Here is a 23,062-nt window from a genome sequence, read left to right on the forward strand (position 1 = left end):
GTCAGTCCTCCGTCCGCGCCGAGCGCACCAGGTAGGTGATGATGAATGCGATCGCGAGCAGGAAGATCACCACGGCGATCGCCGACCCGTAGCCCAGGTTCACCAGCGTGAACCCCTGCTCGAACATGTAGGTGGACAGCAGCTGGGTGGAGTTGTACGGCCCGCCGCGGGTCATCGCCCAGACGATGTCGAAGGTGCGGAGCGAGTCGATCACGGTCACCGCGAACACGACCGCGTTCACCCCGCGCAGCTGGGGGAAGACGATCTGGGCGAACCGTTGCCACCGGTTCGCCCCGTCCACGGCGGCCGCCTCCTCCAGGGACGGGTCCACGCCTTTCAGTCCGGCCAGGTAGAGCACCATGATGTAGCCGACCTGCCGCCAGACCGCCGCCACCAGCACCGCGTACAGGGCCACGTCCGGGTCCGCGAGCCACTGCCGCTGCCAGCTCTGAAGCCCGAGCAGCCCCAACGAGGCGTTCACCGGCCCGTCCGGGGAGTACAGCACCCGCCAGAACATGCCGGTCACGGTCAGCGAGAACACCATCGGCAGGTAGATTGCCGCCCGGTACAAACCGATGCCCCGGCCGGGTCGGTTCAGCAGCACCGCCATCGCCAGGCCCACCAGCACGCTCAGCCCGCCGAACCCGACCACCCAGATCACGTTGTTCTTCACTGCCGTCTGGAAGATCGGGTCGGCCAGCAGGTCGGTGTAGTTCTTCACACCGACCGGTTCCGCGGCCCCCACCCCGTTCCACCGGGTCATCGACAGCGAGAAGGAGTTCGCCGCGGGCCAGAACACCCAGAACGCCTCGACCGCCACCGGCAGCAGCAGGAACACCCAGACCACCACGGGCACCTTGCGCACACCGGCCCACCAGCGCGCCACCGGGGCACGCCGGTCCGGCAGGGCCGGTGCCGCAGTGCTCACTGCTCGGAGTCCCAGACCCGCTGCGCTGCTGCCTGCCAGCCCTCCTGGATCGCCGGGATGTCGTCGGGGTTGGCGAGGAACCGGGTGAGCGCATCGTCAGCGGTGGCCTGCAGCGCATCCGAGGAGTCCCGGTTGAAGAACTGGGTGATCTCCTCAGTGTTGTTCAGCAGCTCGATGCCCTTCTGCACCAACGGGGAGAACGAGGAGGTGTCCACGTCTGGGCTGGTGGGCAGGTTCGAGGACTGGGACACCTCGATGAACGTCTCCTGCGCCTCCGGAGAGGCCAGGTAGGTCAGCAGCGCCTTCGCCCCGGCCGGGTTCTGTGACCCGGAGGCGGCGAAGTAGCCGTCCGTGGGCGCCTCCTCGGCACTGGGCACGTCTGGGTTGATCGGCGGCACGGAGAAGAAGTCCAGGTCGTCGCGCTGGTCCTCGGGGAAGAACTGGGTGACGAACGCCCCGATCAGGTACATCGCGTCCTCGTTCTGCGCCACCGGGGTGACCGCCTCCTGGTGGGAGTAGGAGGCCATGTTCGGGTCGAAGTAGGGGATGAGCTCCTTGTACTGCTCCAGCACGGCGGTCACCTCCGGATCGGTGAACGCGTGCTCCCCGGCGAGCAGCTCGCGGTGGTAGTCGGCGCCGTTGATCCGCAGGTTCAGGTAGTCGAACCAGCCGGAAGCCATCCACGGGGTGGAGCCGATGCCGTTGGCCAGCGGGTGCACCCCCTTGCCCTTGAGCTCCTCGCACAGGGCCATGAAGTCGTCCCAGGTCTCGGGAGCGCTCACGCCCCACTCCTCGAACGCGGACTTCTTGTAGAACACCGACCACCAGTAGTAGTTCGTCGGCACGAAGATCTGTGTGCCGTCCTCCGCACTGGACAGCGACTTCAGCGCATCGGAGAAGTTTGCGCACGCGCCGTCCCCGGTCCACAGGTCAGAGATGTCCAACAGCAGGCCCTCGGCCGCATAGTCGCGGGCGACCGCCCCGGCGTACCAGGACAGCACGTCGGGCGGGGTGGCCGAGGTCAGGTAGGTGGACAGCTGGGCCCGGAACTGCTCGGTGGCGACGGTGTTCAGTGTGACGTTGCCGTCGTAGTCGGCGACGATCTGCTCGATCGCCTCCTTCGGCGCCGGGTCGGACTGGGAGTTCTGCAGGGTGACCGGCCCGTCCGGGTCGCCGGTGGGCGCCGAGCCGGACCCGGCGCCGGTGTCGGTGGTGGGCTCCTCGCCGCCACCACCGGAGCCGACGCACCCGGACAGCAGCCCGGCTGCGCCCAGACCCGTGGTGCCGAGCAGCAGGGAACGACGGGTGAGTGGTTGAGTAGACATCTGATCCTCCTCGCGCCGACGCTGGCGCTTGATCGATGGTCCGAGCCGAGTGCTCAGGCCGGTGATGCTCCTGTCCGAGCGGCGAACAGGTCGTTGCACTCCACCTGTAGGGCCACATCGGCCCACATCGGGTGCTGGGGTGCGGCGTTGGAGCACACGACCGTGCCCCAGGCGCCCACCCGTGCGGACTCCGCGACGGCGCGGCGGCAGATCTCGGCACCGACCGGGCCCTCCTCGAACGTGCCGTGCAGCGGGGTGTAGCCGACCCACCCCTCGCCGAGCACCAGCGGCACCCCGCGGGAACGGGCGGCATCGGCGGCCACCTCCAGCCACAGGGTGAGCTTCGTGGCCATCTGTTCCCGCCAGGTGCCGTAGTTCGCGTACAGCCACCGGTCGAACGCTTCCGGGTCGCACCAGTCGTGGGTGTACATCTCGGGTGTGGCGACGATCGAGGCCTCCAGCCGCCAGGCCTGCTCCGGCGGCAGCGCCCACTCGGCCAGGTCCGGCGCCCCCGGGCGGAGCAGGTCGGCGCGGGCTGCAGCCTGGTCGTAGTCGCCCACCTCCCCGCGCAGGCCGTAGGTGTCGATCAGGTCCTGCAGCACGCCGTAGACATAGGGGTGGAATACCAGCACGTCGGCGCTGGCTGGGATCGCGCTCATCGCCGCAACCGGCACCTCGGCGTAGTTCACCGTCACCGGCAGCCCTGGGCACAGCGAGTGGAACTCTGCCAGTCCCCGCTCCAGCCGGTCGGACAGCAGCGGCACCGCCTCGGCCCCGCGGGCACCGAGCCCGGCGGTCAGATGCCCGATCTGCACCTCGTTGTGCAGCTCGGTGAACGCGACCCGGTCGGCCAGACCATGAGAGTCGAGGAAGTCCACCAGTGCCGCCAGCGCCCGCGCCAGCTCCACGGCACGGTCCTCAGGGTCCACGGCGTGCAGGGCCCGGTACCACTCGTCGGTGGCGGCAAACGCTGGGCTCTGCTGATACTCCCAGGAGGAGACGATCACGAACATCTGGTGCCGCTGCGCCGCGCGGAACAGCTCCAGCAGGTGCGCGCGGGCGTCGATCGTGGTCGGCGACTTCACGTCGTACCAGCGCATCTGCTGCCCGACCTCGCCGCCCAGCGGGCCCAGGGTCAAGGCGCTGGTGTCCAGACCGGAGCCGAACAGCAGGTAGGGCATCGCGCAGATCCGGATGGTGTTGTAGCCGCGCTCCCGGGCGGCGGCGAACGCGGCGTCCAGGTCTTCGAACGGCTCACCCGGTCCGGTGCGCACGTACCAGGAGAAGTCCCACAGTGTGATCGTCAGCCTCTCCGGCAGGTGGGCGGGCAGGGGCACCGGGGTGTAGGTCATCGGGCACTCTCTTGGTCGGTGCGGTCAGAGAGCTCGGCGAGCAGGTCGTGGGCCTCGGCATGGTCGGGCGCCGCCGCGAGCACCTCGGTCAACTGGTCTTGGCCAGCAGCCAGGTCACCGGCGAGCACGTGCAGCTGGGCGCGCAAGAACGCCACCTGCACGTCCCGTCCCTCGCGCAGGTCTGGCGGGAAGAGCAGCAGCTGCGGCAACGAGGTGGCGAAGTAGGGGATGTGTGGCTCGGTGCTGGCCAGCTCGGCCGTGAACTCCGCCAGGTCCGCCTGCAGGTGCTCGGCACGATCAGCGGCTCCCAGGCGCCGCAGCGCGAGCACGGAGAAGTAGCTGTTCTCGCTGTGCCGGGCGGCGCTCATCGTGCGAAAGTCGCCGACCTGCTCGGCCGCATCGCGCCAGGCGAGCTCTGCCTGCTCGCCCTGCCCGGCCAGGGCGTGGGCGTCCCCGAGCAGCAGCTGTAGCCGGGCGGTGGAGGCGAGGGGGTGTCGCGCCTCACCCAGGTGGGCGGGCGGTCCGATCGCCGCACCGAGCAGCTCCAGGGCGCCGGGTGCGTCCCCGGCGGCCAGCGTGCGCCGGGCGAGCGCTACGCAGGTGCGCTCCCAGGCCCGCAGCACCTCACCCTCACCGCCCTCCCAGGGCTGGAAGACCCGACCAGTCATCAGCTCGCGGGCACGCTCGGGCTTCCCGGCGGAGACCAGCAGGCCGACCAGCGTCGTGGTCAGGTCGTCGCGCTCGGCGACCCGGTCGGCGGCGGCCTGCAGCGTCGCGATCCGCTCGGCCACAGCCACCCGCCGGCGCCGGTCCAGCTGGTCGGACTCCAGCAGCAACCGGGCGTCGTCCGGGTCCTGGGCCAGGGCTCGGTCGTAGTGCTCCCGGGCGGCAGCCAGATCGCCGTCGAGGTTCACCGCGGCCAGGCCCAGGTTCCTGCTCACGACGGCGTCGCTCGCCTGGCCAGCTGCGGCGCGCCAGGCCTGCACCGCCTCCTGCTCCCGGCCGACGGCGTAGCGCCAGTGCCCCAGCAGCGCCCAGGCGCGGGCGTGGTCGGGGTGGCGGGCCACCATGCGTTCCAGCATCGCGGCGTCCGCGGCTCGCCCGGGGAAGCACCAGCGGGCGTCGGCGGCCTGCGCGGCGGCCAGCGCGGTCGCCTCGCCGCCCGTGTCGCCAGCCTGGGCGAGCAGGTCGGCCCGGTGCAGGGCGAGCAGCGGCCCGGCAGCGGTCTGCCCGCGGACCCGGGTCGCCTCCTGCACCTGCGCACGGTCCAGCACCGCCAGTGCCTCAGTGGTGTACCCGGTGGCGGCGTACTCCAAGGCCACGTCCAGACAGGTCTGCGCATCGCAGCCGAGCTGCTCGCCGAAGGCATGCCGGGTCCACCAGTGCAACGGGTCGATGCTGCTCGCCCGATGCAGCAGCTCGGCCGCCGCATCCTCGTGGCCGAGCCGGCGTTCGGTCAGTGCGGCCAGCGTGAGCGCCTGCAGGTGCTCCGGTTCGGTGCGCAGCACGTCGGCGAGCCGGTCCCGGGCGGCGTGGTGCCGGCCAGCGGCGGCGTCCAGGCGGGCCATCTCGTACCCGGCCGGTGCGCGCCAGCGGCGGTCCCAGGAGGCGCGGCCGAGCAGGTCGTAGGCCTCCTCCAGGTCACCGAGGGCGGTCAGTGCCAGGGCCAGGTGGTAGTGCGCACTCATGTCCGGAGGCGTCGGGTGGTAGGCGGTGAGGGCCGCGACCGCGCGGCGCAGGTGCTCGGCCGCCTCGGCCCAGCGCCCTTGCCGTAGCCGGCGGACACCCACGGCGGTGTGCGCCCCTGGGTGCTCCGGATCGCGGCGCAGCGCCTCCGCCCAGTACGGCTCCGGGGAGCGGGTGGCGTGCCGGTACTGCACCAGGTGCCCCGCGATGTCCACCAGCTCGCCGACTGTGCCGACCTGCTCCGGGGCAGCAGGCTCGCGGGCCGGGTGCATCGCCTCCTCGGCACCGGCGCCCTCGGCAGTGCCGTCGGCGCCCGGCAGCATGTGTTCGAGCAGCAGACGACCGTCGCTGCGCACCTCCACCCGCACGGCGCGCGTGACCTCGGTGAGGTCCACCTCCCACTGGACCGGTTCGTCCGGTGCGGCGGGACCGGCCCAGGAGGCGAGGGCCTCCCCAGGTGCGCCCTGTGCCCCGGAATGACCCTGGCCAGGGCGAGCTCCGCCGTCGGGCAGGAGAAGCACCTCCAGCCGCTCGTGCCGCCGGGTAGGCACCACCCCCACACCCAGCCCGCTCGGGGTCCGCCGCGCCGCCAGGGCCGCATCCTCAGTGGCCTGCTGCACCGGGCCCACGTCCCGGACCGGGTACCAGCGCTGGCGGAACACCTTCGTCTCCCCGGGGGCGAGGAAGGCGAAGTCCGGCTGGTTGTCGGTGAACACCCCGGCCATCAGCTCCACGTACGCCGAAGCGTCGTCGGCGAGGTTCGCCTCCCAGGCGCGCCCGAACGCGGAGTTCCCCCACGTCCAGAGCTTCTTGCCGACCCCCACGCGCCGGTCGGCCACGTGCACGAACCCCACCTGGCTGCGGTGGTCGTAGCCGCCGAAGAAGTCATGGTCGGTGTGGGTGACCATGTAGGAGGTGGGCACCACGATGTTCTCCCACCAGTCCAGCCGGTCGCCGGTGACCTCCTTCCCGGAGGCGGCGGTGAACGTGCGGTCCCGGCGGGCCGGGTAGTCCAGGTCGTAGTAGGGCCGGTCCGCCACCGGGTAGGCGCACACCGCCCGCTTGGCGTGGTCGGCGATCATCGACACGTCGGTGGGGAAGAACGCCTGGTAGTCGGTGTGCACCCGGGCGGCGACGTTCGCCCACCACAGGAACGTCTGGGTCAGCGGGGTGCGGTTGTACAGGCGCACCCGCAGCTCCAGCGCGGCGCTGCCGGGGTCCAGGTGCACACCGTGCATCCCCTTCATCCGTTCGAACGGGTCGTGGTCGGAGCACCACACGGTCACCGAACCGTCCTCGTGGCTCTCGATGTGGGCATCGGTGGGCAGGAACGTGGCCGGGCGGTGGTGCTGTGGCCAGTTCATCTCGATCCCGCCAGCAAGCCACGGGCCGGCCAGGCCCACCAGGGCGGGCTTGACCACCGGGTTGCTGTAGAACAGGTCCACCCCGGAGGACCGGTCGATCACCGTGTGCACGCGGCCGCCGAGCTCGGGCAGCACCACCACCCGGAGCCACTCGTTCTCCAGGTGGATCGCGTCCCAGGTGCGGGTGGTGGGGTCGGCGGCAATGCGTTCATGGAAGGGCAGCGGGTAGATCCGCCCCGAGGAGCCCTGGTAGACCCGCTGGTCCAGGTAGGCCGGCAGCGTGGACGGCTCCTCGGGCAGGTAGGTCGGCAGTGTGAGCCCGGTGCGCCAGACGGCGACCGCCTGTCCGGTCTGGTCAGCGGGTCGCGGCGGCAGGTCGACCGGTTCGGCCTGACGGGGGGACTCCTCGGTGAGCATGTCACGAGGCTAGGCCGAGCCACAGCCGCATCTGAATGGCTGATCCGATGGTTCTTCCTGGACGATCCTATGATTCTGCTATGGTGCGCTACCTACGGGACGGGTTCCCCGGTGAACGGATGCGGGTGCTGCCGCGCCCGTTGGTGGCCCGAGCGCTGGCCGGTGGGGCCACCGGCAGGTTGCTGGTCACCGATGCCGGGTACTTCCCGCACGCTGCGAACCATGGGCGCTCCCGCGGGGAGGGGGCGCGGGAGGCTGTGGTGCTGGTCTGCGTGGCAGGGGCCGGCTGGTGCGAGCTGGAGGATCGGGCGCTGGGGGTGCTCCCGGGGCAGGCGTTGGTGCTCGCACCGGGACAGCCGCACCTGTACCGCGCCGACGCCACCGACCCGTGGACGCTGTGGTGGTTGCACGCCACCGGTGCGGATCTGGACGATCTGTTGGCGCCGGTGCTCAGTGGCCGCGGATACGGCCTGGTGCAGCTGCACGACCCGGCACCGGTGACGCGCAGCATGGAGCAGGTGGTGCAGGCGATGGAGCGGGACGAGACGATGCCCGCGCTGCTCGCCGCCAGCGGGGCAGCCTGGCACGTGCTCGCCCAGGTCGGCTCCGACCAGCTCGCCGGCCCACGGGACGACGGCTCCCCGGTGCAGCGGGCCCGGGAGTACCTGATGGAGAACTTCGACCAGCCGGTGCGGGTGCCGGAGCTCGCCGCCCGGGTGGGGCTGTCTGTCTCGCACTTCGCGGCCCTGTTTCGCCACGCCACCGGGGGTGGGGTGCTGGAGTACGTCAAACGGATCCGGATGGCCCGCGCGCGGGTGCTGCTGGTGAGCAGCGAGATGACTGTGGCCGAGGTCGCCCGAGCGGTGGGGTACAGCGACCCGTTCTACTTCTCCCGACAGTTCCGAGCCGTCTCCGGGGCCAGCCCGTCCAGGTTCCGCAGCGACTCCCGTGCCGAGCGGGTGCCGTAGCTGCACTGACCCGAGCAGGCTCGCTGCTGCGCCGGTCAGCGCCCGGTCAGCGCAGCTCGGCGAGCGCCTCGGCGACCTGCGCCAGCGCAGCGTGCAGCACGTCCTCGCTGGTGGCGAAGGAGATCCGGAAGTAGGGCGAGAGCCCGAACGCGGCGCCGTGCACCACGGCCACCCGGGCACGGTCCAGCAGGTACAGCGTCAGCGCCTCGTCCGAGTCGATCACCCGACCGTCCGGGGCGGTCGTGCCGAGAACGTCGCCACAGCTGACGTAGACGTAGAAGGCACCCTCTGGCGTGGTGCAGCCCAGCCCCGGGATCGCGTTGATGCCCGCCACCACCAGGTCCCGGCGGCGCCGGTAGATCTCGTTCGCCTCCGCGACGAACGACTGGTCCCCGGACAGCGCCGCGGCTGCGGCCGCCTGGCTCACCGAGGACGGGCAGGTGGACACCTGCGACTGCAGCGTGTTCATCGCCTTCACCAGCTGCGCGGGACCCACCCCATAGCCGATCCGCCAGCCGGTCATCGCGTAGGCCTTGGACACTCCGTTGATCAGCAGCACCCGGTCGCGCAGGTCCGGGGCGACCTGCAGCAGGCCGGGTACCGGCTCGGTACCGAAGCTGATTTCGTCGTAGATCTCGTCGGTGAGCACGTTCACCTGCGGGTGCTCGCGCAGCACCTCGGCCAGCGCCGCCAGCTCGGCACGGCCGTAGACCGCTCCCGTGGGGTTGCCCGGTGAGTTCAGGATCAGCCACGTGGTGCGCGCAGTGATCGCCTCCGCCAGGGCCTCAGGAGTGAGCAGGAAGCCGTCCTTCTCCCGGGTCGGCACGATGACGGGGTGGCCGTCGTTGGCGGCGACCATGTCCGGGTAGGACACCCAGTAGGGCGCGGGAATGATCACCTCGGCACCGTCTTGCACGGTGGCCATCAGCGCCAGGAAGATCACCTGCTTCCCGCCGCCGCCCACGGCCAGCTCACCGGAGGAGTAGCGCAGCCCGATCCGGCGTTCGACCCGGTCCAGGATCGCGTGCTGCAGTTCCGGGGTGCCGTTGACCGAGGTGTACTTCGTCTGTCCGGACCGGATCGCCGCCTCAGCGGCCGCCTTCACGTGGTCCGGAGTGTCGAAGTCCGGTTCGCCCACGGTCAGGCTGAGCACGTCCACCCCCTCGGCGCGCAGGTCCCGCACCCGCTGGGTGGCAGCAGTGCTGGGCGACTCCTTGATCCTGGTGACACGGTCGGCGAGGGGGATGGCCATCGGGTCAGAGTACTGGCTCTGCGTGCCGGTGCCCGGACGGTGGGGTTGTCGGTGCCGATACTCTGCCCGGGCACGCAGACACCAGGGGAGAGAGAAATGCGCAGAACAGTCATGGCCTGCGGTGCGGTCATCCTCGTGCTGGCCGGGGGCTGCTCCGGGGACGGTCCGGGGCCTGACCCGACTGCGCCACCGAGCAGTGAGCCGGGCGGGTCCGGCGAGCCGAGCAGCAGCCCGAGCGTGTCAGAGAGCCCGGAGCCGTTCGACCCGCAGCAGGTGGACCTGGCCGAGCAGGAGTGGCAGTTTTCCACGGTGTACCAGGACCCGGTGGACGTGCCGCTGGAAGGCGGCGAGGCCACCGGCGAGTTCGGCCAGTGGGAGGGGAAGTTCGAGCTCGGCGATGACGACCCGCTCTACGTAGACATCGACGACGACGGGGACCAGGACGTGGTCGCCTCGATGTCCTTCTCCTTCGAGACCGCCCCGGAGACCTACCAGTGGGTGGCCACCACCTGGTTCGTCTGGCTCAACGACGGTGAGCAGCTCACCCAGCTGCCCTACCCGCTGGCCGGTTCCGGGGACTGCGACACCCAGGTGGACTCCGTCACGAAGGCCGATGACGTCGGAGTGGTCATCGACGAGGCGCAGATGGGTTGGCAGTCCGCCTGCGCCGAAGGGGCCGGGATCGAGGTGACCCGCACTGTGCAGGTCTCCTACGACACCGACGACCGGCCCTGGCTGGTGCAGACCGACCCGTTCCCGTCCTGGGGCGGCGCCTGCCCGATGATGGTCGAGCCCTCCGACTCCGGCGGCGAGGTGCGCACCGCCCCAGAGATGGAGCCGGCCTCCCCGGAGGTCAACGCGGTGATCGTCACCAGCGAGAGCTGGCTCGGCGACGAGATCGACGATTGGGACTTCGTCACCTACCTGCAGGAGGAAGACCCGAACTTCGTCTCCTACTGCGGCTGGGCCCAGCGGTCAAACTGACGGTCATACGGCCGGAGCTTCGCCATATGCCGAGGTGCGGCCGTATGACCGTCACTTTCCCGGCGCCCCGTACCCGCCGCCGCCCGGGGTGAGCAGCACCAGCGCGTCCCCGGCCTCCAGCTCCACCGAGTCGCAGCCCGCCAGCTCGGTCTGGGACCCGTCCGCCCGTCGCACCCACTGCTTACCCACCGCCCCCGGCGACCCGCCAGCCAGCCCGTAGGGCGCATGCACCCGGTTCCCGGCCAGCAGGGTGAGCGTGACCGGCTCGGTGAACTGCAGCACCCGGCGGGCACCGTCCCCGCCCCGGTGCGCGCCGGCGCCGCCGCTGCCGCGCCGTACCTCGAAGGACTCCACCCGCACCGGCATCCGCCACTCCAGGATCTCCGGGTCGGTCAGCCGCGAGTTGGTCATGTGCGTCTGCACCACGTCCGTGCCGTCGAAGTCCGGACCCGCTCCGGAGCCGCTGGCCACCGTCTCGTAGTGCTGGTGCGCCGCGTTGCCGAACGTGACGTTGTTCATCGTGCCCGCTCCCTCGGCCTGCGCCCCGAGCGCCCCGTAGAGCGCGGCGGTGATCGCCTGCGAGGTCTCCACGTTCCCGGCCACCACGGCCGCCGGATAGGTCGGCGCCAGCATCGACCCGGCCGGGATGATGATCTCCAGCGGTTCCAGGCACCCGGCGTTCAGCGGGATCTCGTCGGCCACCAGGGTGCGGAACACGTACAGCACGGCCGCCTTGGCCACTGCGGAGGGGGCGTTGAAGTTGCTGCCCAGCTGCGCCGAGGTGCCAGTGAAGTCGATCCTCGCCCGGTGAGCTGCGCCGTCGATGGTGATCGCCACCTGGATCACCGCGCCACCATCCAGCTCCTGCCGCCAGGTGCCGCCGGTCAGCGTGGGGATCACCCGCGCCACCGCCTCGGCCGCGTTCGCACGCACGTGCCGCATGTACGCCTGCACCACATCCAGCCCGTAGTCGGCGACCATGGTCCGCAGCTCGGCCACCCCGCGCTCGTTCGCCGCGATCTGCGCGCGCAGGTCCGCCAGGTTGTCCTCCGGGTTGCGGCTCGGGTAGCGGGCGTTGCTGAGCAGCTCGGTGGTCTCCGCCTCGCGCAGGTGCCCGTCCCGGGCGAGCAGCCAGTTGTCGATCACCACCCCCTCCTGGTCCAGGTGGGTGCTGAACGCCGGCATCGACCCGGGGGTGGCGCCGCCGATCTCGGCGTGGTGGCCGCGGGAGGCGACGAAGAACTCCAGCGAGCCATTCAGGAACACCGGTGTCACCACGGTCACGTCCGGCAGGTGCGTTCCCCCGTGGAACGGGTCGTTGACGGCGTAGGCGTCCCCGGGGCGCATCGTGCCCGCATTGCGCTCGGCGACGATCCGGATCGTCTCGCCCATCGACCCCAGGTGCACCGGAATGTGCGGGGCGTTCGCGATCAGGTTCCCCTCGCCGTCGAACACCGCGCAGGAGAAGTCCAACCGCTCCTTGATGTTCACCGAGTGCGCCGTGCCCTGCAGCCGCACCCCCATCTGCTCGGCCACGGACATGAACAGGTTGTTGAAGATCTCCAGGCGCATCGGGTCCCGCTCGGTGGAGACCTGCTCGACGGCGGAGCCCGCCCGGGCAACGAGCAGCAGGTTGCCCTCGGTGGTCACCTCGGCCACCCAGCCCGGCTCGACGACCGTGGTCGAGGTCGTCTCGGCGATGATCGCCGGGCCCTCCAGCCGCTCGCTCGCGGTCAGGGCGGAACGCTGCACCAGCGGCACCTGCTGCCAGGCGTCGCCGGTGAACATCGGCACCTGCCCGGCCGCCGGCCGCTGGCTGCCCAGGGCGTCGGCCGGGGTCAGGTCCGCCGTGTCCGGACTGGTGGTCAGCTCCACGGTGACCGCTTCGAGCAGGATCTCCTTGTCCGGCATGAGGAAGGAGAACCGCTGCCGGTAGGCGGCCTGGAAGGCTGCGGTCATCTCCTCAGCGGTGCCCAGCGGCACCTGCAGGGCGGTGTCCGTGCCCGCATAGCGCAGGTGCACCTGCACGGCCACGTCGTCCGGATCACTGTCGAGGTCGGTGCGCGCCTGGCTCTCCAGGTCGGCGACCAGCGGTCCGAGCCGGTCCACCGAAGCATCGGTCAGCGGCTCTTCCACTGCCTGGCTGCGGATCGCGCTCACGTCCGCCAGGCCCATGCCGTAGGCGGACAGCACCCCTGCCAGCGGGTGGATCAGCACCCGGCGCATACTGAGCGCCTCGGCCACTGCGCAGGCGTGCTGCCCGCCGGCACCGCCGAAGGTGACCAGGGTGTAGCCGGTCACGTCGTAACCGCGCTGCACGGAGATCGCTGTGATGGCTCTGGCCATGTTCGCCACGGCGATCTGCAGGAAGCCGGCGGCGACCTGCTCCGGCGAGCGACCGTCGTCGATCTCCTCCGCGAGCTCGGTGAACTGCTGCTGGACCACGCCGGCGTCCAGCGACTGGGTGCCATCACCGAACACGTGCGGGAAGTGCTCAGGCTGGATCCTCCCGAGCATCACGTTCGCATCGGTGACCGTCAGCGGCCCGCCGCGGCGGTAGGCGGCCGGCCCCGGGTCGGCGCCGGCGGAGTCCGGGCCCACCCGGTACCGGGACCCGTCATAGTGCAGGATCGACCCGCCGCCGGCGGCCACTGTGTGGATGGACATCATCGGTGAGCGCAGCCGAGCCCCGGCCACCACGGTTTCGAACTGCCGCTCCAGCTGCCCGGCGTAGTGCGATACGTCGGTGGAGGTGCCACCCATGTCGAACCCGATCGCACGGTCGGAGCCGGCCGCCTCGGCCACCCGGGCCATACCGACCACCCCACCGGCCGGGCCGGAGAGGATCGCGTCCTTGCCGCGGAACGAGCCGGCGGGCACCAGCCCGCCGCCGGAGGTCATGAACAGCAGCTCGGTGTTCGGCAGGCGCTCCTGGATGCCGCGGATGTACTCATCGATCACGGGGGAGAGGTAGGCGTCCACCACAGTGGTGTCTGCGCGGGCGACGAACTTCATCAGCGGGCTGACCTCGGCCGAGACCGAGACCTGCTCGAAGCCGAGATCGCGGGCGATCCGGGCGGCGGCCAGCTCGTGCCGCGGCTCCCGGTAGGAGTGCAGGAATGCGATCGCCACCGACCGCAGTCCGGCCGCGCGCGCCCGGCGCAGCTGCGCGGTCAGGGCGGCTTCGTCGAGCGGGCGGAGCACGGAGCCGTCGGCGGCGAGGCGTTCGTCCGCCTCGATGACCTGGCTGTGCAGCACCCCGGCGCGGACGATGTGCCGGGCGAAGATGTGCGGCCGGTCCTGGTAGCCGATCGCCAGCGCATCGGCGAAGCCGCGGGTGGTGACCAGCACAGTGGGCTCCCCGCGGCGTTCCAGCAGCGCGTTCGTCGCCAGGGTGGTGCCCATCCGGACCGTGTCCACCTGCGCACCTGGTCCGGCCAGCCGCCTGATCGCCTCGACGGCGGCATCGGCGTAGCGCTCCGGGTCCTCCGAGAGCAGCTTGTGGGTGTGCAGGCGCCCGTCGGGTGCGCGGGCCACCACATCGGTGAACGTGCCGCCCCGGTCGATCCAGAACTCCCAGCCCACGCATCCTCCTCGCACGTCGCCCGGTGCACATCGTAGGGCGGAACACCGGACCGCTCTGCTCCCGATCACAGACTGGCCGCCGTGGAGCATGGCCTGCCGAAGCGATCCCGGATACACTATGAACATAGTGGCACGAGGGTGGGTCCAGATGTGGAGGGAACCCTGATGGCTCCTACGGTCTCCCGGCACCGGCCCCGGCTGCTGGACGCCGCGGTGGAGCTCTTGGCCGACTCCGGCCCACGTGCGCTCACGCACGCCGGGCTCGACCGGCGGGCCCGCGTGCCGGCGGGAACGACGTCGAACTACTACCGGACCCGGTTCGAGCTGCTGTTAGGCGTCGTGGACCATCTGATCGAGAAGGACCGCGAGGCGCTCGACCGGGTCAGGGCCGAGCTCGGACAGGCGACCGACGAGCGCTCGCTGCTTGCCCTGTGCGTGCGGATGATCGACTTCCTGACCGGGCCTGGCCGTTCGCTGAGCCTGGCCCGGTTCGCGTTGCTGCTGGAGTCCGGCCAGCACAGCGAGCTAGCGGCCCGGATGGCCCGATCGGCAGCCGAGGTGCACCGCACCACTGCTGCGGCCCTCCAGCATGCCGCCCCAGCCCCCGAGGCCGCCGCCGAGCGCCTCCTGGTGACCCTCAACGGTCTGGTCTTGGCCCGGACCACCTACCGCCTCGAGGTCGATGTCGAGGCCGCGCTGCGACCGGTGGTCGCCTCGGTGTTCACCCCCGCGAGCTGCTCATGACCACCGAGCGACTCACCTTCGACGTTGCCGGGACGGAATGCAGCGGGCACCTGTACCTGCCCGGCGGGTCGTCCCCTCGTCCCTGCGTCGTGATGTGCCCCGGATTTGGCGGGACGCAGGACACGCCCGCCCTGGTCGCTGCCGCCGAGGCATTCGCCGATGCCGGCTACCTCGCGATGACGTTCGACTACCGCGGGTTCGGGCTGAGCGAGGGCACACCGCGCCAGCTGATCGACATCCCGGCCCAGCTGGAAGACATCCGGGCCGCCATCCAGCACGCCCGGGACGAGCCCAGAGCTGCTGCCGACCAGATCGTGCTGTGGGGCTCCTCTCTGGGCGGCGGCCACGCCATCACCGCCGCCGCCCAGGACCCGCGGGTCGCCGCCGTCCTCACCCAGGTCCCGTTCAACGGTTTCCCGAAGGCCGGGCAGGGCCCACCCCGCAGCGCCAGGTCCACGGTCGGCCTGCTCGGCGCGATCCTGCTCGACACGGTGCGCGGCGCACTTCGGATGTCCCCCTACTACATCCCCGCCGTGGGTGAGGAGAACGCCGTCGCCGTCATGGCGAGCGCCGGTGCGAGCCAGGCCGTCGCGGCGATGCACAGCCCCACCTGGCAGAACCGCATTGCACCACGGGGCGTGCTGCAGATGATGCGCTACAAGCCAGGCGACCACGTCCGCCAGCTCCGCGCGCCGCTGCTGGTGTGCATCGCCGAGCACGATCAGGAGACGGTCGGCGACATGACCACTGCGCTGGCCCACGACGCTCCGCACGGCCAGCTGATCGGGTACCCCTGTACCCACTTCGAGATCTATCACCCGCAGATCCGCACCCAGGTCATCACCGACCAGCTCCGCTTCCTCAGTCGCATGTTGACCGGCTAGCGTGAGGGGACCAGAGAGCAGCGATGCTTCAAGGGGTGAGCGCAGATGACGGGCAGCACGCGGGGCCGCCTCCCGGTGCGGATCGGTGTGGCAGCTCTCCTGCTGCTGGCCGCGGGCTGCACCTCGTCGGGCGCTTCCGAGGAGACATCGTCACCGGCGCCGGACGAGGCGGCCGCAACTGGGTCCGGGCCTGCGGCCACGGACGCGCCGGCCGGCGGAGAGATCCCCGTGCCGACCGTGCGGGCGCTGACCACCCCGCCCGGGTTCACCGACGTGATGCCCGCCGAGCTCACCGATCAGTGGGCCGATATCGTCACCAGCCCGGAGTGCGTGCTCGCCGGCCGTGCCGGGACGACCACCGAGGCGGTGGACGATATGCGTGCCGCGTCGGTGCAACGACTGGACCAGCTGGCCGCCGAGAACGGTGCCTCGCCGGACGACGCCACCGACATCGACCTCACCACACAGGGCGCAGGGGAGGGCAACGACCCGCACCAGGTACTCACGCTCGTGACCGGGGACTGGCAGACCGGCGACGAGATGGTGCGGGGCCTGTCTCGGGTCGGCAACCTCGTGCAGTACGACGGATCGCTGGTCAGCCAGTGGCTGGACCTGATCTACACCTGCACAGGTGAGATCGACGAGGAGGTGTGGACCGCCGTCATCGAGGGCCTACGGCCGGTGATGCAGGTAGGCGAGGGGTGGGACGGGCTGGCGCCGGGCGACTCCTGACCTCTGCCGCCCGGTACCGTGAGGACCATGCCCGACAGCGAGCTTCCCGAGGTGCCCCCGGAGACCAAGGACTGGACCTGGGTGCTGCACGAACGTTGCCCGCAGTGCACCCTGGAGGCGGGCGTGCTCACCCTGGCGGAGATCCCCGCGGTGATTCGCGCCCAGGTGCAGGTCTGGCCGGTGGTGCTGCTGCGCGGTGACGTGCTCGACCGGCCCGCGCAGCAGGTCTGGTCCCCGCTGGAGTACGCCGCCCACACTCGGGACGTGCTGCGCCTGTTCACCGACCGGCTCGCGCTGATCCGCGCCGAGGACGAACCCACCTTTGCCGACTGGGACCCGAACGAGGCGGCGCTGGCCGGCGGGTACCACGAGCTCGACCCCGAGACCGTGGGCGCCGAGATCCTCGCCTCCGCCGAGACCCTCGCTGCGGCAGTGGAGGCGGTGCCGCCGGAGTCGGCCGGCCGCCGCGGGCTGCGCAGCGACGGTGCAGCGTTCACCGTCACCACGCTGATGCAGTACCTGGTGCACGATCTGGTGCACCACCTCTGGGACGTCAGCGGCGAGCCGCCTGGCGCTTCCGCGGGAGCCACGGACGGCTCGGACTCGCTGCCCGAGGCGCTGCAGGACACCCGCCCGCGGGCCGAGGTGCTGCAGGAGGCGGGTGCGGCGGAGCAAGTTCTGGACGGCGGGACCTCCGGCGGTGAGGCTACGTCACCTGGCGTGGTGGCCGAGCAGTCCGAGGTCGGTGCTGGGTCGCCGGAGGTGGCCGCGCCCCAGGAGCCCGCGCCGGGCGCTGCGGGCGGCGCTTCCGCGGAAGCGCCGGAGTCCGGCGAGGTTCCTGAGCCACCGATCCAGGCATTCGCCAACCGGCACCGCCGGGTGCTGGGCCTGCTGGTCGCGATCATCTGCGCCGTGCTCGCTGTCGCGTACGTCACCGTGGTGCCACCGACCGTCACCGGCACGGGGTTCAGGGCGTTTCTGGTGCGCTGGACCGTGCCCGCCTGCTGGGCCCTGATCGCCGGGGTGGCGCTCACCTGGGCGCTGTCACTACGCCGTCAGATCGTGAACGGTTTCGCCTACGCTGCTGTGGCGTGCTGGGTGGTCTACCTCGTGGCCCGGCTGGTCTGAGTTTCCAACCAACGACCTGGTGCTCGCTGCGGCATTCGCCGGCGTTGTCGGTCCCTGCTTCTAGGGTCGCTGACGATGGCTACCTCGAAGAAGCGGAAGAAGACGCCGAGTGTCAGTGTGCGCTGAGCGCCGTCTGCCGACGATCTGTACGAGATCGTCTACTTCAAGCGGCATCCAGAGGACGACACGTCGACGTCTGAGCCGGGGTGCGACGCGTTGTCTTGGCCCGCTCAGTGCGTGCCAAGGCATATGCCGGCCTTGTCGCGGTCGCCACAGCACCGCCGCTGTGTGCATGGTGGTCGGGTGCGTCCGGCGGCATCGGTAGACTTTCGCTCATGTCCACCATCAACTCTGACGAGGTCGCGCGTCTGGCCGGACTGGCCCGCATCGACCTCGGTCCCGAGGAGATCGAGAAGCTGGCCGGAGAACTGGACGTGATCGTCCAGGCCGTGGCCACGGTCTCCGAGGTGGCCGGCGACGACGTGCCCGCAACTTCCCACCCGATCCCGCTGACGAATGTGCTCCGCGAGGACGTGGTCGGCCAGACTCTGCCGGTGGACGAGGTCCTCGCCCAGGCGCCCGCCGCCGAGGACGGTCAGTTCGCCGTACCGCAGATCCTGGGGGAGGACGCATAGTGGCCGACTCGACCGACCTGCCCCGCCTGACCGCCGCAGACCTCGCCGCCAAGCTCACCGCCGGCGAGGTCTCCAGCGTCGAGGCCACCCAGGCGCACCTGGACCGGATCGCCGCTGTGGACTCACGCATCCACTCCTTCCTGCACGTGAACACGGAGGAGGCGCTCGCTGCCGCCGCCGACGTGGACACCCGCCGCGCCGCCGGCGAGGAGCTCGCCCCGCTGGCCGGGGTGCCGATCGCGGTGAAGGACGTGGTGGTCACCAAGGGGCAGCCCACCACCGCTGGCTCGAAGATCCTGCAGGGCTGGATCCCGCCCTATGACGCCACCCTCGTCGAGCGGCTGCGCGCGGCCGGGATGCCGATCCTCGGCAAGACGAACATGGACGAGTTCGCGATGGGCTCGAGCACCGAGCACTCGGCCTACGGCCCTACTCGCAACCCGTGGGACACCGACCGCATCCCCGGCGGTTCCGGCGGCGGGTCGGCCGCCGCCGTGGCCGCCTACGAGGCGCCGCTGGCGATCGGCACCGACACCGGCGGTTCCATCCGCCAGCCGGCCGCCGTCACCGGCACTGTCGGCGTGAAGCCCACCTATGGCGGAGTGTCCCGGTACGGGCTGATCGCGTTGGCTTCCAGCCTGGACCAGGCCGGACCGTGCTCGCGTACCGTGCTGGACTCCGCCCTGCTGCACGACGTGATCGGTGGGCATGACCCGCGGGACTCCACCTCGCTGCCGGAAGTTCCGCCGTCGTACACCGAGGCCGCCCGGAAGGGCGCCGATGGCGACCTGGCCGGCGTGCGGGTGGGCGTGGTCACCCAGCTCGGTGGCCAGGGCTACCAGGCGGGGGTGAGCGCCGCGTTCGCTGCCAGCCTGGAGGAGCTGCGTGCCGCGGGGGCCGAGATCGTGGAGGTCTCCTGCCCCAGCTTCGACGCCGCACTGGCCGCCTACTACCTGATCCTGCCCTCGGAGGCCTCCTCCAACCTGGCCAAGTTCGATGGGATGCGGTTCGGGCTCCGGGTCGAACCGGCCGACGGCCCGGTGACCGCCGAACGGGTGATGGCCGCCACCCGCGGGGCGGGATTCGGTCCCGAGGTCAAGCGCCGGATCATCCTGGGCACCTATGCGCTGTCCGCCGGGTACTACGACGCCTACTACGGCTCGGCGCAGAAGGTGCGCACGCTGATCCAGCGGGACTTCGCGGCCGCCTTCGAACAGGCGGACGTGCTGGTCTCGCCGACTGCGCCGAGCACCGCGTTCCCCTTCGGGGAGAAGGTCGACGACCCGCTGGCCATGTACCTCAACGACGTGGCCACCATCCCCGCCAACCTGGCCGGTGTGCCCGGTCTGTCGCTGCCGAACGGACTCTCCGACGGTCTGCCGGCCGGCTTCCAGATCCTCGCCCCGGCCCGGGCGGACGAGCGGTTGTACCGGGTCGGTGCCGCACTGGAGGCCCGGCTGGACCAGGCGAACGGCGGCCCGCTGCTGGCCCGCGCCCCCGAGATCGAGGTGAAGGCATGACCACGCTGGTCGACTACGACGAGGCCGTGAGCCGGTTCGACCCGGTGCTCGGCATCGAGGTGCACGTGGAGCTGGGCACCGCCACGAAGATGTTTGACGACGCCCCGGCGAGCTTCGGTGAGCAGCCGAACACCTCGGTCACCCCGGTCTCCCTCGGGCTGCCCGGTGCGCTACCGGTGGTCAACGGCAAGGCCGTGGAGTACGCGATCCGGATCGGGCTGGCGCTGAACTGCCAGATCGCCGAGACCTGCCGGTTCGCCCGGAAGAACTACTTCTACCCGGACGTGCCGAAGAACTTCCAGACCTCCCAGTACGACGAGCCGATCGCCTACGAGGGCTACCTGGACGTGGAGCTCGACGACGGCGAGATCTTCCGGGTGGAGATCGAGCGGGCACACATGGAGGAGGACGCTGGGAAGAACACCCACGTGGGCGCCACCGGTCGGCTGCAGGGTGCTGACTACTCCCTGGTGGACTACAACCGGGCCGGTATCCCGCTGGTGGAGATCGTCACCAAGCCGATCACCGGGGCAGGGGAGCGGGCGCCGGAGGTGGCCCGCGCCTACGTCTCGGCGCTGCGGGACATCTTCCGTGCGCTCGGGGTCTCCGAAGCGCGGATGGAACGCGGCAACGTGCGCGCGGACGTGAACGTGTCCCTGCGGTCGTCCCCGGACGCGCCGCTGGGCACGCGTACCGAGACGAAGAACGTCAACTCCTTCCGCTCCATCGAGCGGGCGGTGCGCTACGAGGTCTCCCGCCAGGCGGCAGTGCTCGACGGCGGAGGTTCCGTCCTGCAGGAGACCCGCCACTTCCACGAGGAGGATGCGACCACCTCCAGCGGCCGGGTGAAGTCCGATGCCGAGGACTACCGCTACTTCCCCGAACCGGACCTGGTCCCGCTCGCCCCGTCCCGGGAGTGGGTGGCCGAGATCCGCGCCGGACTGCCCGAGCTGCCTGCCGTGCGCCGCCGCCGGCTGCGCCAGGAGTGGGGCTACTCCGAGGAGGAGATGCGCGATGTCATCAACGCCGGCGCCCTTGAGGTGATCGAGGCGACTGTGGCCGCCGGAGCCGGAGCGCCCGCCGCCCGGAAGTGGTGGATGGGCGAGCTGGCCCGCACCGCCAAGGAACGCGGGGTCGAGCTTGCCGAGGTCGGCGTGACGCCTGCGCAGGTTGCCGCGCTGCAGGCGCTGGTCGATGACGGTCGGGTGAACGACAAGCTCGCCCGCCAGGTGCTCGAAGGAGTGCTCGCCGGGGAAGGTTCGCCGGAGGAGGTGGTCACCGCCCGCGGTCTGGAGGTGGTCTCCGACGACGGCCCGCTGCTGCAGGTCATCGACGCCACTCTGGCGGACCAGCCGGACATCGCCGAGAAGATCCGTTCGGGCAACCTCGGACCGATGGGGGTCATCATCGGTGCGGTGATGAAAGCCACCCGTGGGCAGGCGGACGCCGGCCGGGTGCGCGAGCTGGTGATGGAGCGGCTCGGCTGACGCTGAGCCGCTCGAGCGAATCCGACCTGTGCCAGGTGCGGACACGATCCTCGATCACGGCGTAGAGGTCGTCGTCGATGCGAGGCCCGGGCCGATGTCCATGTCGGCCTAGGCCTCCCCACGGCGCTGAACCAACCGTTCGCGGAGGCGATGGCCTGCACCACCTCGCTCGGCGTGCGTGGTGCTGCCGGGCGACGGTAGCGGTGTCGGTATGCAGCGCTGTGCCCGCTGTGCCCATTGCGCCGAGCCTAGGTGCTGAGCCTGATGGTGCTGTCGGTGCTCCCCTCCCTCCGGGAAGAGGGGATATCCGTCGGTGGGTCGACACTGCCGTGACACCCAGTCTGCTATCGTTGGGAGGAAGCAAACGTTCGCGATGCGAAATATGGCAATGGGAGGTCCAGATGGACAAGGTCAGCGGAATCGAGATCGTCGGCGATCTTCCCGAGCGTGCCGGGGAAGTGCTCACAGAGTCCGCGCAGCAACTGATCGTGGAGCTGCATCGCAGCCTGGCCGGACGCCCGGCGGAGGCCCTGGCAGCTCGCCAGCAGCGTGTTGCCGACCTGGCAGCCGGCGGCACGTTGGACTTCCTGGCCGAGACCGCCCAGGTGCGGGAGGACGAGAGCTGGCAGGTGGCCCCGCCCGCGCCTGGCCTGGTGGACCGCCGGGTGGAGATCACTGGCCCCACGGACAAGAAGATGACGATCAATGCCCTCAACGCAGGGGCGAAGGTGTGGTTGGCGGACCTCGAGGATGCGAACACCCCGCACTGGGACGCCGTGATCGACGGTCAGCTGAACCTGCTGGATGCGGTGAATCGGCGCATCGATTTCACCGCGGAGAATGGCAAGTCCTATGCGCTCAAGCCCGATGAGGAGCTCGCCACGATCGTGATGCGCCCGCGTGGGTGGCACCTGGACGAGAAGCACATCCTCGTGGATGGTCAGGTGACCGCGGGCGGCCTGGTGGACTTCGCGCTGTTCGTGGCCACGGCCGGCCTGCGGCAGATCGAGAAGGGACAGGGCCCCTACTTCTACCTGCCGAAGATGGAGCACTACCTCGAGGCACGGATGTGGAACGACGCCTTCAACATGGCGTCGGACCTCCTCGGTTTCCCGCGGGGGACGATCCGGGCGACCTGCCTGATCGAGACCATCCCGGCCGCGTTCCAGATGGAGGAGATCCTCTACGAGCTGCGGGAGCACTCGGCAGGGCTGAATGCCGGCCGGTGGGACTACCTGTTCTCGATGATCAAGAACTTCCGCACGCGCGGCAAGGAGTTCCTGCTGCCAGACCGCAATGCGATCACGATGACCGTACCGTTCATGCGGGCCTACACCGAGCTGCTGGTACGCACGTGCCACAAGCGTGGCGCGCACGCCATCGGCGGGATGGCCGCGTTCATCCCGAGCAAGGATGAGTCCGTCAATGCCACCGCGTTCGAGAAGGTCCGCGCGGACAAGGCCCGTGAGGCTGGCGACGGTTTCGACGGCTCCTGGGTGGCCCACCCCGGCATGGTGGCCACCTGCAAGGAGGTGTTCACCGAGGTGCTCGGCGACAAGCCCAACCAGATCGACAACAAGCGCGAGGACGTGCAGGTCACTGCGGAGCAGCTTCTGGATGTGGCTTCGACGCCAGGCGAGGTGACCGAGGAGGGCCTGCGCAACAACATCGATGTGGCCCTGCAGTACCTCCGGGCCTGGCTCGGTGGCCTCGGCGCGGTAGCGATCCACAACCTGATGGAGGACGCCGCCACCGCCGAGATCTCCCGCTCCCAGATCTGGCAGTGGCTGCACAACAGCATCGAGCTGGCTGACACCCACCAGGTGGTCACCAAGGAACTCATCGAGCGCGTCGTCGAGGAGGTCATCGCCAACCTCCCCGGCGCCGCTGAGGACTACGAGGAAGCGAAGTCGCTCTTCCTCGAGGTGGCGGTCTCCGACGACTACGCCGACTTCCTCACGGTACCTGCCTACGAACGGATGTCCTGACGGAATATCCGGGCTGGTCACGGGGTCGCGCCTCACGGAGCGCGCCCCCGTGACCAGTCGAAGCGGACTAGTTCGTGACTGGG

General features: G+C 70.6%; 16 protein-coding genes. 10 read left to right on the forward strand and 6 right to left on the reverse strand.

Features of this window, described 5'->3' with window-relative positions; all coding sequences use genetic code 11:
- Window position 1: 1 nt before the first annotated feature.
- The 4 genes from K338_RS23260 to K338_RS23265 are packed head-to-tail and all read right to left on the reverse strand — an operon-like array spanning window position 2 to window position 7,072.
- Entirely contained in the window at window positions 2-928 is a 927-nt protein-coding gene (locus K338_RS23260; protein ID WP_022919114.1) for a carbohydrate ABC transporter permease, read from the reverse strand.
- Window positions 925-2,253 carry an ABC transporter substrate-binding protein gene (locus K338_RS0115690; protein WP_022919115.1) on the reverse strand — a complete coding sequence of 443 codons (1,329 nt, stop codon included), beginning with the start codon at window positions 2,251-2,253 and terminating at the stop codon, window positions 925-927. The genes K338_RS23260 and K338_RS0115690 overlap by 4 nt, the downstream gene beginning before the upstream one ends.
- Window positions 2,254-2,306: 53 nt before the next feature.
- Window positions 2,307-3,605 (reverse strand): cellulase-like family protein, encoded by a 1,299-nt coding sequence (locus tag K338_RS0115695; protein ID WP_022919116.1) that lies wholly within the window; start codon window positions 3,603-3,605, stop codon window positions 2,307-2,309.
- Window positions 3,602-7,072: a DUF5107 domain-containing protein gene (locus K338_RS23265; protein WP_022919117.1), complete on the reverse strand. Its 3,471-nt coding sequence runs from the start codon at window positions 7,070-7,072 to the stop codon at window positions 3,602-3,604. Before K338_RS23265 ends, K338_RS0115695 begins: the two co-directional genes overlap by 4 nt.
- A gap of 80 nt (window positions 7,073-7,152) precedes the next feature.
- Here K338_RS23265 and K338_RS0115705 point away from each other — a divergent pair, with 80 nt between their 5' ends.
- Entirely contained in the window at window positions 7,153-8,040 is an 888-nt protein-coding gene (locus K338_RS0115705; RefSeq protein ID WP_022919118.1) for an AraC family transcriptional regulator, read from the forward strand.
- 46 nt (window positions 8,041-8,086) lie between these two features.
- Here the strand turns inward: K338_RS0115705 and K338_RS0115710 are convergent, their stop codons facing one another.
- Window positions 8,087-9,292 (reverse strand): aspartate transaminase, encoded by a 1,206-nt coding sequence (locus K338_RS0115710; protein ID WP_022919119.1) that lies wholly within the window; start codon window positions 9,290-9,292, stop codon window positions 8,087-8,089.
- Window positions 9,293-9,388: 96 nt separating this feature from the next.
- Between K338_RS0115710 and K338_RS0115715 the strand changes: the two genes are divergently transcribed.
- Entirely contained in the window at window positions 9,389-10,276 is an 888-nt protein-coding gene (locus tag K338_RS0115715; protein ID WP_157612534.1) for a hypothetical protein, read from the forward strand.
- Window positions 10,277-10,327: 51 nt separating this feature from the next.
- On the opposite strand, the gene K338_RS0115720 is transcribed toward K338_RS0115715, so the two are convergent.
- Window positions 10,328-13,861: a hydantoinase B/oxoprolinase family protein gene (locus K338_RS0115720; RefSeq protein ID WP_022919121.1), complete on the reverse strand. Its 3,534-nt coding sequence runs from the start codon at window positions 13,859-13,861 to the stop codon at window positions 10,328-10,330.
- Between the two features lie 165 nt (window positions 13,862-14,026).
- On the opposite strand from K338_RS0115720, the gene K338_RS24730 reads away from it, so the two are divergent.
- From K338_RS24730 to aceB, 8 genes are all read left to right on the forward strand, one after another.
- Window positions 14,027-14,605 (forward strand): TetR/AcrR family transcriptional regulator, encoded by a 579-nt coding sequence (locus K338_RS24730; protein WP_022919122.1) that lies wholly within the window; start codon window positions 14,027-14,029, stop codon window positions 14,603-14,605.
- On the forward strand, window positions 14,602-15,489 hold the full coding sequence (locus K338_RS0115730) for an alpha/beta fold hydrolase (protein WP_027286923.1): 888 nt from the start codon (window positions 14,602-14,604) through the stop codon (window positions 15,487-15,489). The genes K338_RS24730 and K338_RS0115730 overlap by 4 nt, the downstream gene beginning before the upstream one ends.
- A gap of 45 nt (window positions 15,490-15,534) precedes the next feature.
- The gene (locus K338_RS0115735; RefSeq protein WP_022919123.1) at window positions 15,535-16,221 is read left to right on the forward strand and encodes a hypothetical protein; all 687 of its coding nucleotides are present in this window, start codon (window positions 15,535-15,537) and stop codon (window positions 16,219-16,221) included.
- Between the two features lie 27 nt (window positions 16,222-16,248).
- Window positions 16,249-17,349, forward strand: a complete 1,101-nt coding sequence (locus K338_RS25690) for a DinB family protein (protein WP_022919124.1) — start codon at window positions 16,249-16,251, stop codon at window positions 17,347-17,349.
- Between the two features lie 335 nt (window positions 17,350-17,684).
- The gene (gene gatC, locus K338_RS0115745; RefSeq protein ID WP_022919125.1) at window positions 17,685-17,984 is read left to right on the forward strand and encodes an Asp-tRNA(Asn)/Glu-tRNA(Gln) amidotransferase subunit GatC; all 300 of its coding nucleotides are present in this window, start codon (window positions 17,685-17,687) and stop codon (window positions 17,982-17,984) included.
- A complete protein-coding gene (gene gatA, locus K338_RS0115750) occupies window positions 17,984-19,504 on the forward strand; it encodes an Asp-tRNA(Asn)/Glu-tRNA(Gln) amidotransferase subunit GatA (RefSeq protein ID WP_022919126.1) in 1,521 nt (506 codons plus the stop codon). The genes gatC and gatA overlap by 1 nt, the downstream gene beginning before the upstream one ends.
- Entirely contained in the window at window positions 19,501-20,991 is a 1,491-nt protein-coding gene (gene gatB / locus K338_RS0115755) for an Asp-tRNA(Asn)/Glu-tRNA(Gln) amidotransferase subunit GatB (RefSeq protein ID WP_022919127.1), read from the forward strand. Before gatA ends, gatB begins: the two co-directional genes overlap by 4 nt.
- Before the next feature lie 401 nt (window positions 20,992-21,392).
- Complete coding sequence (aceB, locus tag K338_RS0115760) at window positions 21,393-22,979, forward strand: malate synthase A (RefSeq protein WP_022919128.1); 1,587 nt, start codon at window positions 21,393-21,395, stop codon at window positions 22,977-22,979.
- The last annotated feature ends 83 nt before the right edge of the window (window positions 22,980-23,062 follow it).

It is taken from the genome of Ruania albidiflava DSM 18029, assembly GCF_000421225.1.
GTDB classification, from domain to species: domain Bacteria; phylum Actinomycetota; class Actinomycetes; order Actinomycetales; family Beutenbergiaceae; genus Ruania; species Ruania albidiflava.

Excerpts from the sequence above, each read along its gene's own strand:
- K338_RS0115690 (WP_022919115.1), bottom strand. The coding sequence starts at position 2,253 with ATGTCTACTCAACCACTCACCCGTCGTTCCCTGCTGCTCGGCACCACG.
- K338_RS0115695 (WP_022919116.1), bottom strand. The coding sequence starts at position 3,605 with ATGACCTACACCCCGGTGCCCCTGCCCGCCCACCTGCCGGAGAGGCTG.
- K338_RS23265 (WP_022919117.1), bottom strand. The coding sequence starts at position 7,072 with ATGCTCACCGAGGAGTCCCCCCGTCAGGCCGAACCGGTCGACCTGCCG.
- K338_RS0115705 (WP_022919118.1), top strand. The coding sequence starts at position 7,153 with ATGGTGCGCTACCTACGGGACGGGTTCCCCGGTGAACGGATGCGGGTG.
- K338_RS0115710 (WP_022919119.1), bottom strand. The coding sequence starts at position 9,292 with ATGGCCATCCCCCTCGCCGACCGTGTCACCAGGATCAAGGAGTCGCCC.
- K338_RS0115715 (WP_157612534.1), top strand. The coding sequence starts at position 9,389 with ATGCGCAGAACAGTCATGGCCTGCGGTGCGGTCATCCTCGTGCTGGCC.
- K338_RS24730 (WP_022919122.1), top strand. The coding sequence starts at position 14,027 with ATGGCTCCTACGGTCTCCCGGCACCGGCCCCGGCTGCTGGACGCCGCG.
- K338_RS0115730 (WP_027286923.1), top strand. The coding sequence starts at position 14,602 with ATGACCACCGAGCGACTCACCTTCGACGTTGCCGGGACGGAATGCAGC.
- K338_RS0115735 (WP_022919123.1), top strand. The coding sequence starts at position 15,535 with ATGACGGGCAGCACGCGGGGCCGCCTCCCGGTGCGGATCGGTGTGGCA.
- K338_RS25690 (WP_022919124.1), top strand. The coding sequence starts at position 16,249 with ATGCCCGACAGCGAGCTTCCCGAGGTGCCCCCGGAGACCAAGGACTGG.
- gatC (WP_022919125.1), top strand. The coding sequence starts at position 17,685 with ATGTCCACCATCAACTCTGACGAGGTCGCGCGTCTGGCCGGACTGGCC.
- gatB (WP_022919127.1), top strand. The coding sequence starts at position 19,501 with ATGACCACGCTGGTCGACTACGACGAGGCCGTGAGCCGGTTCGACCCG.
- aceB (WP_022919128.1), top strand. The coding sequence starts at position 21,393 with ATGGACAAGGTCAGCGGAATCGAGATCGTCGGCGATCTTCCCGAGCGT.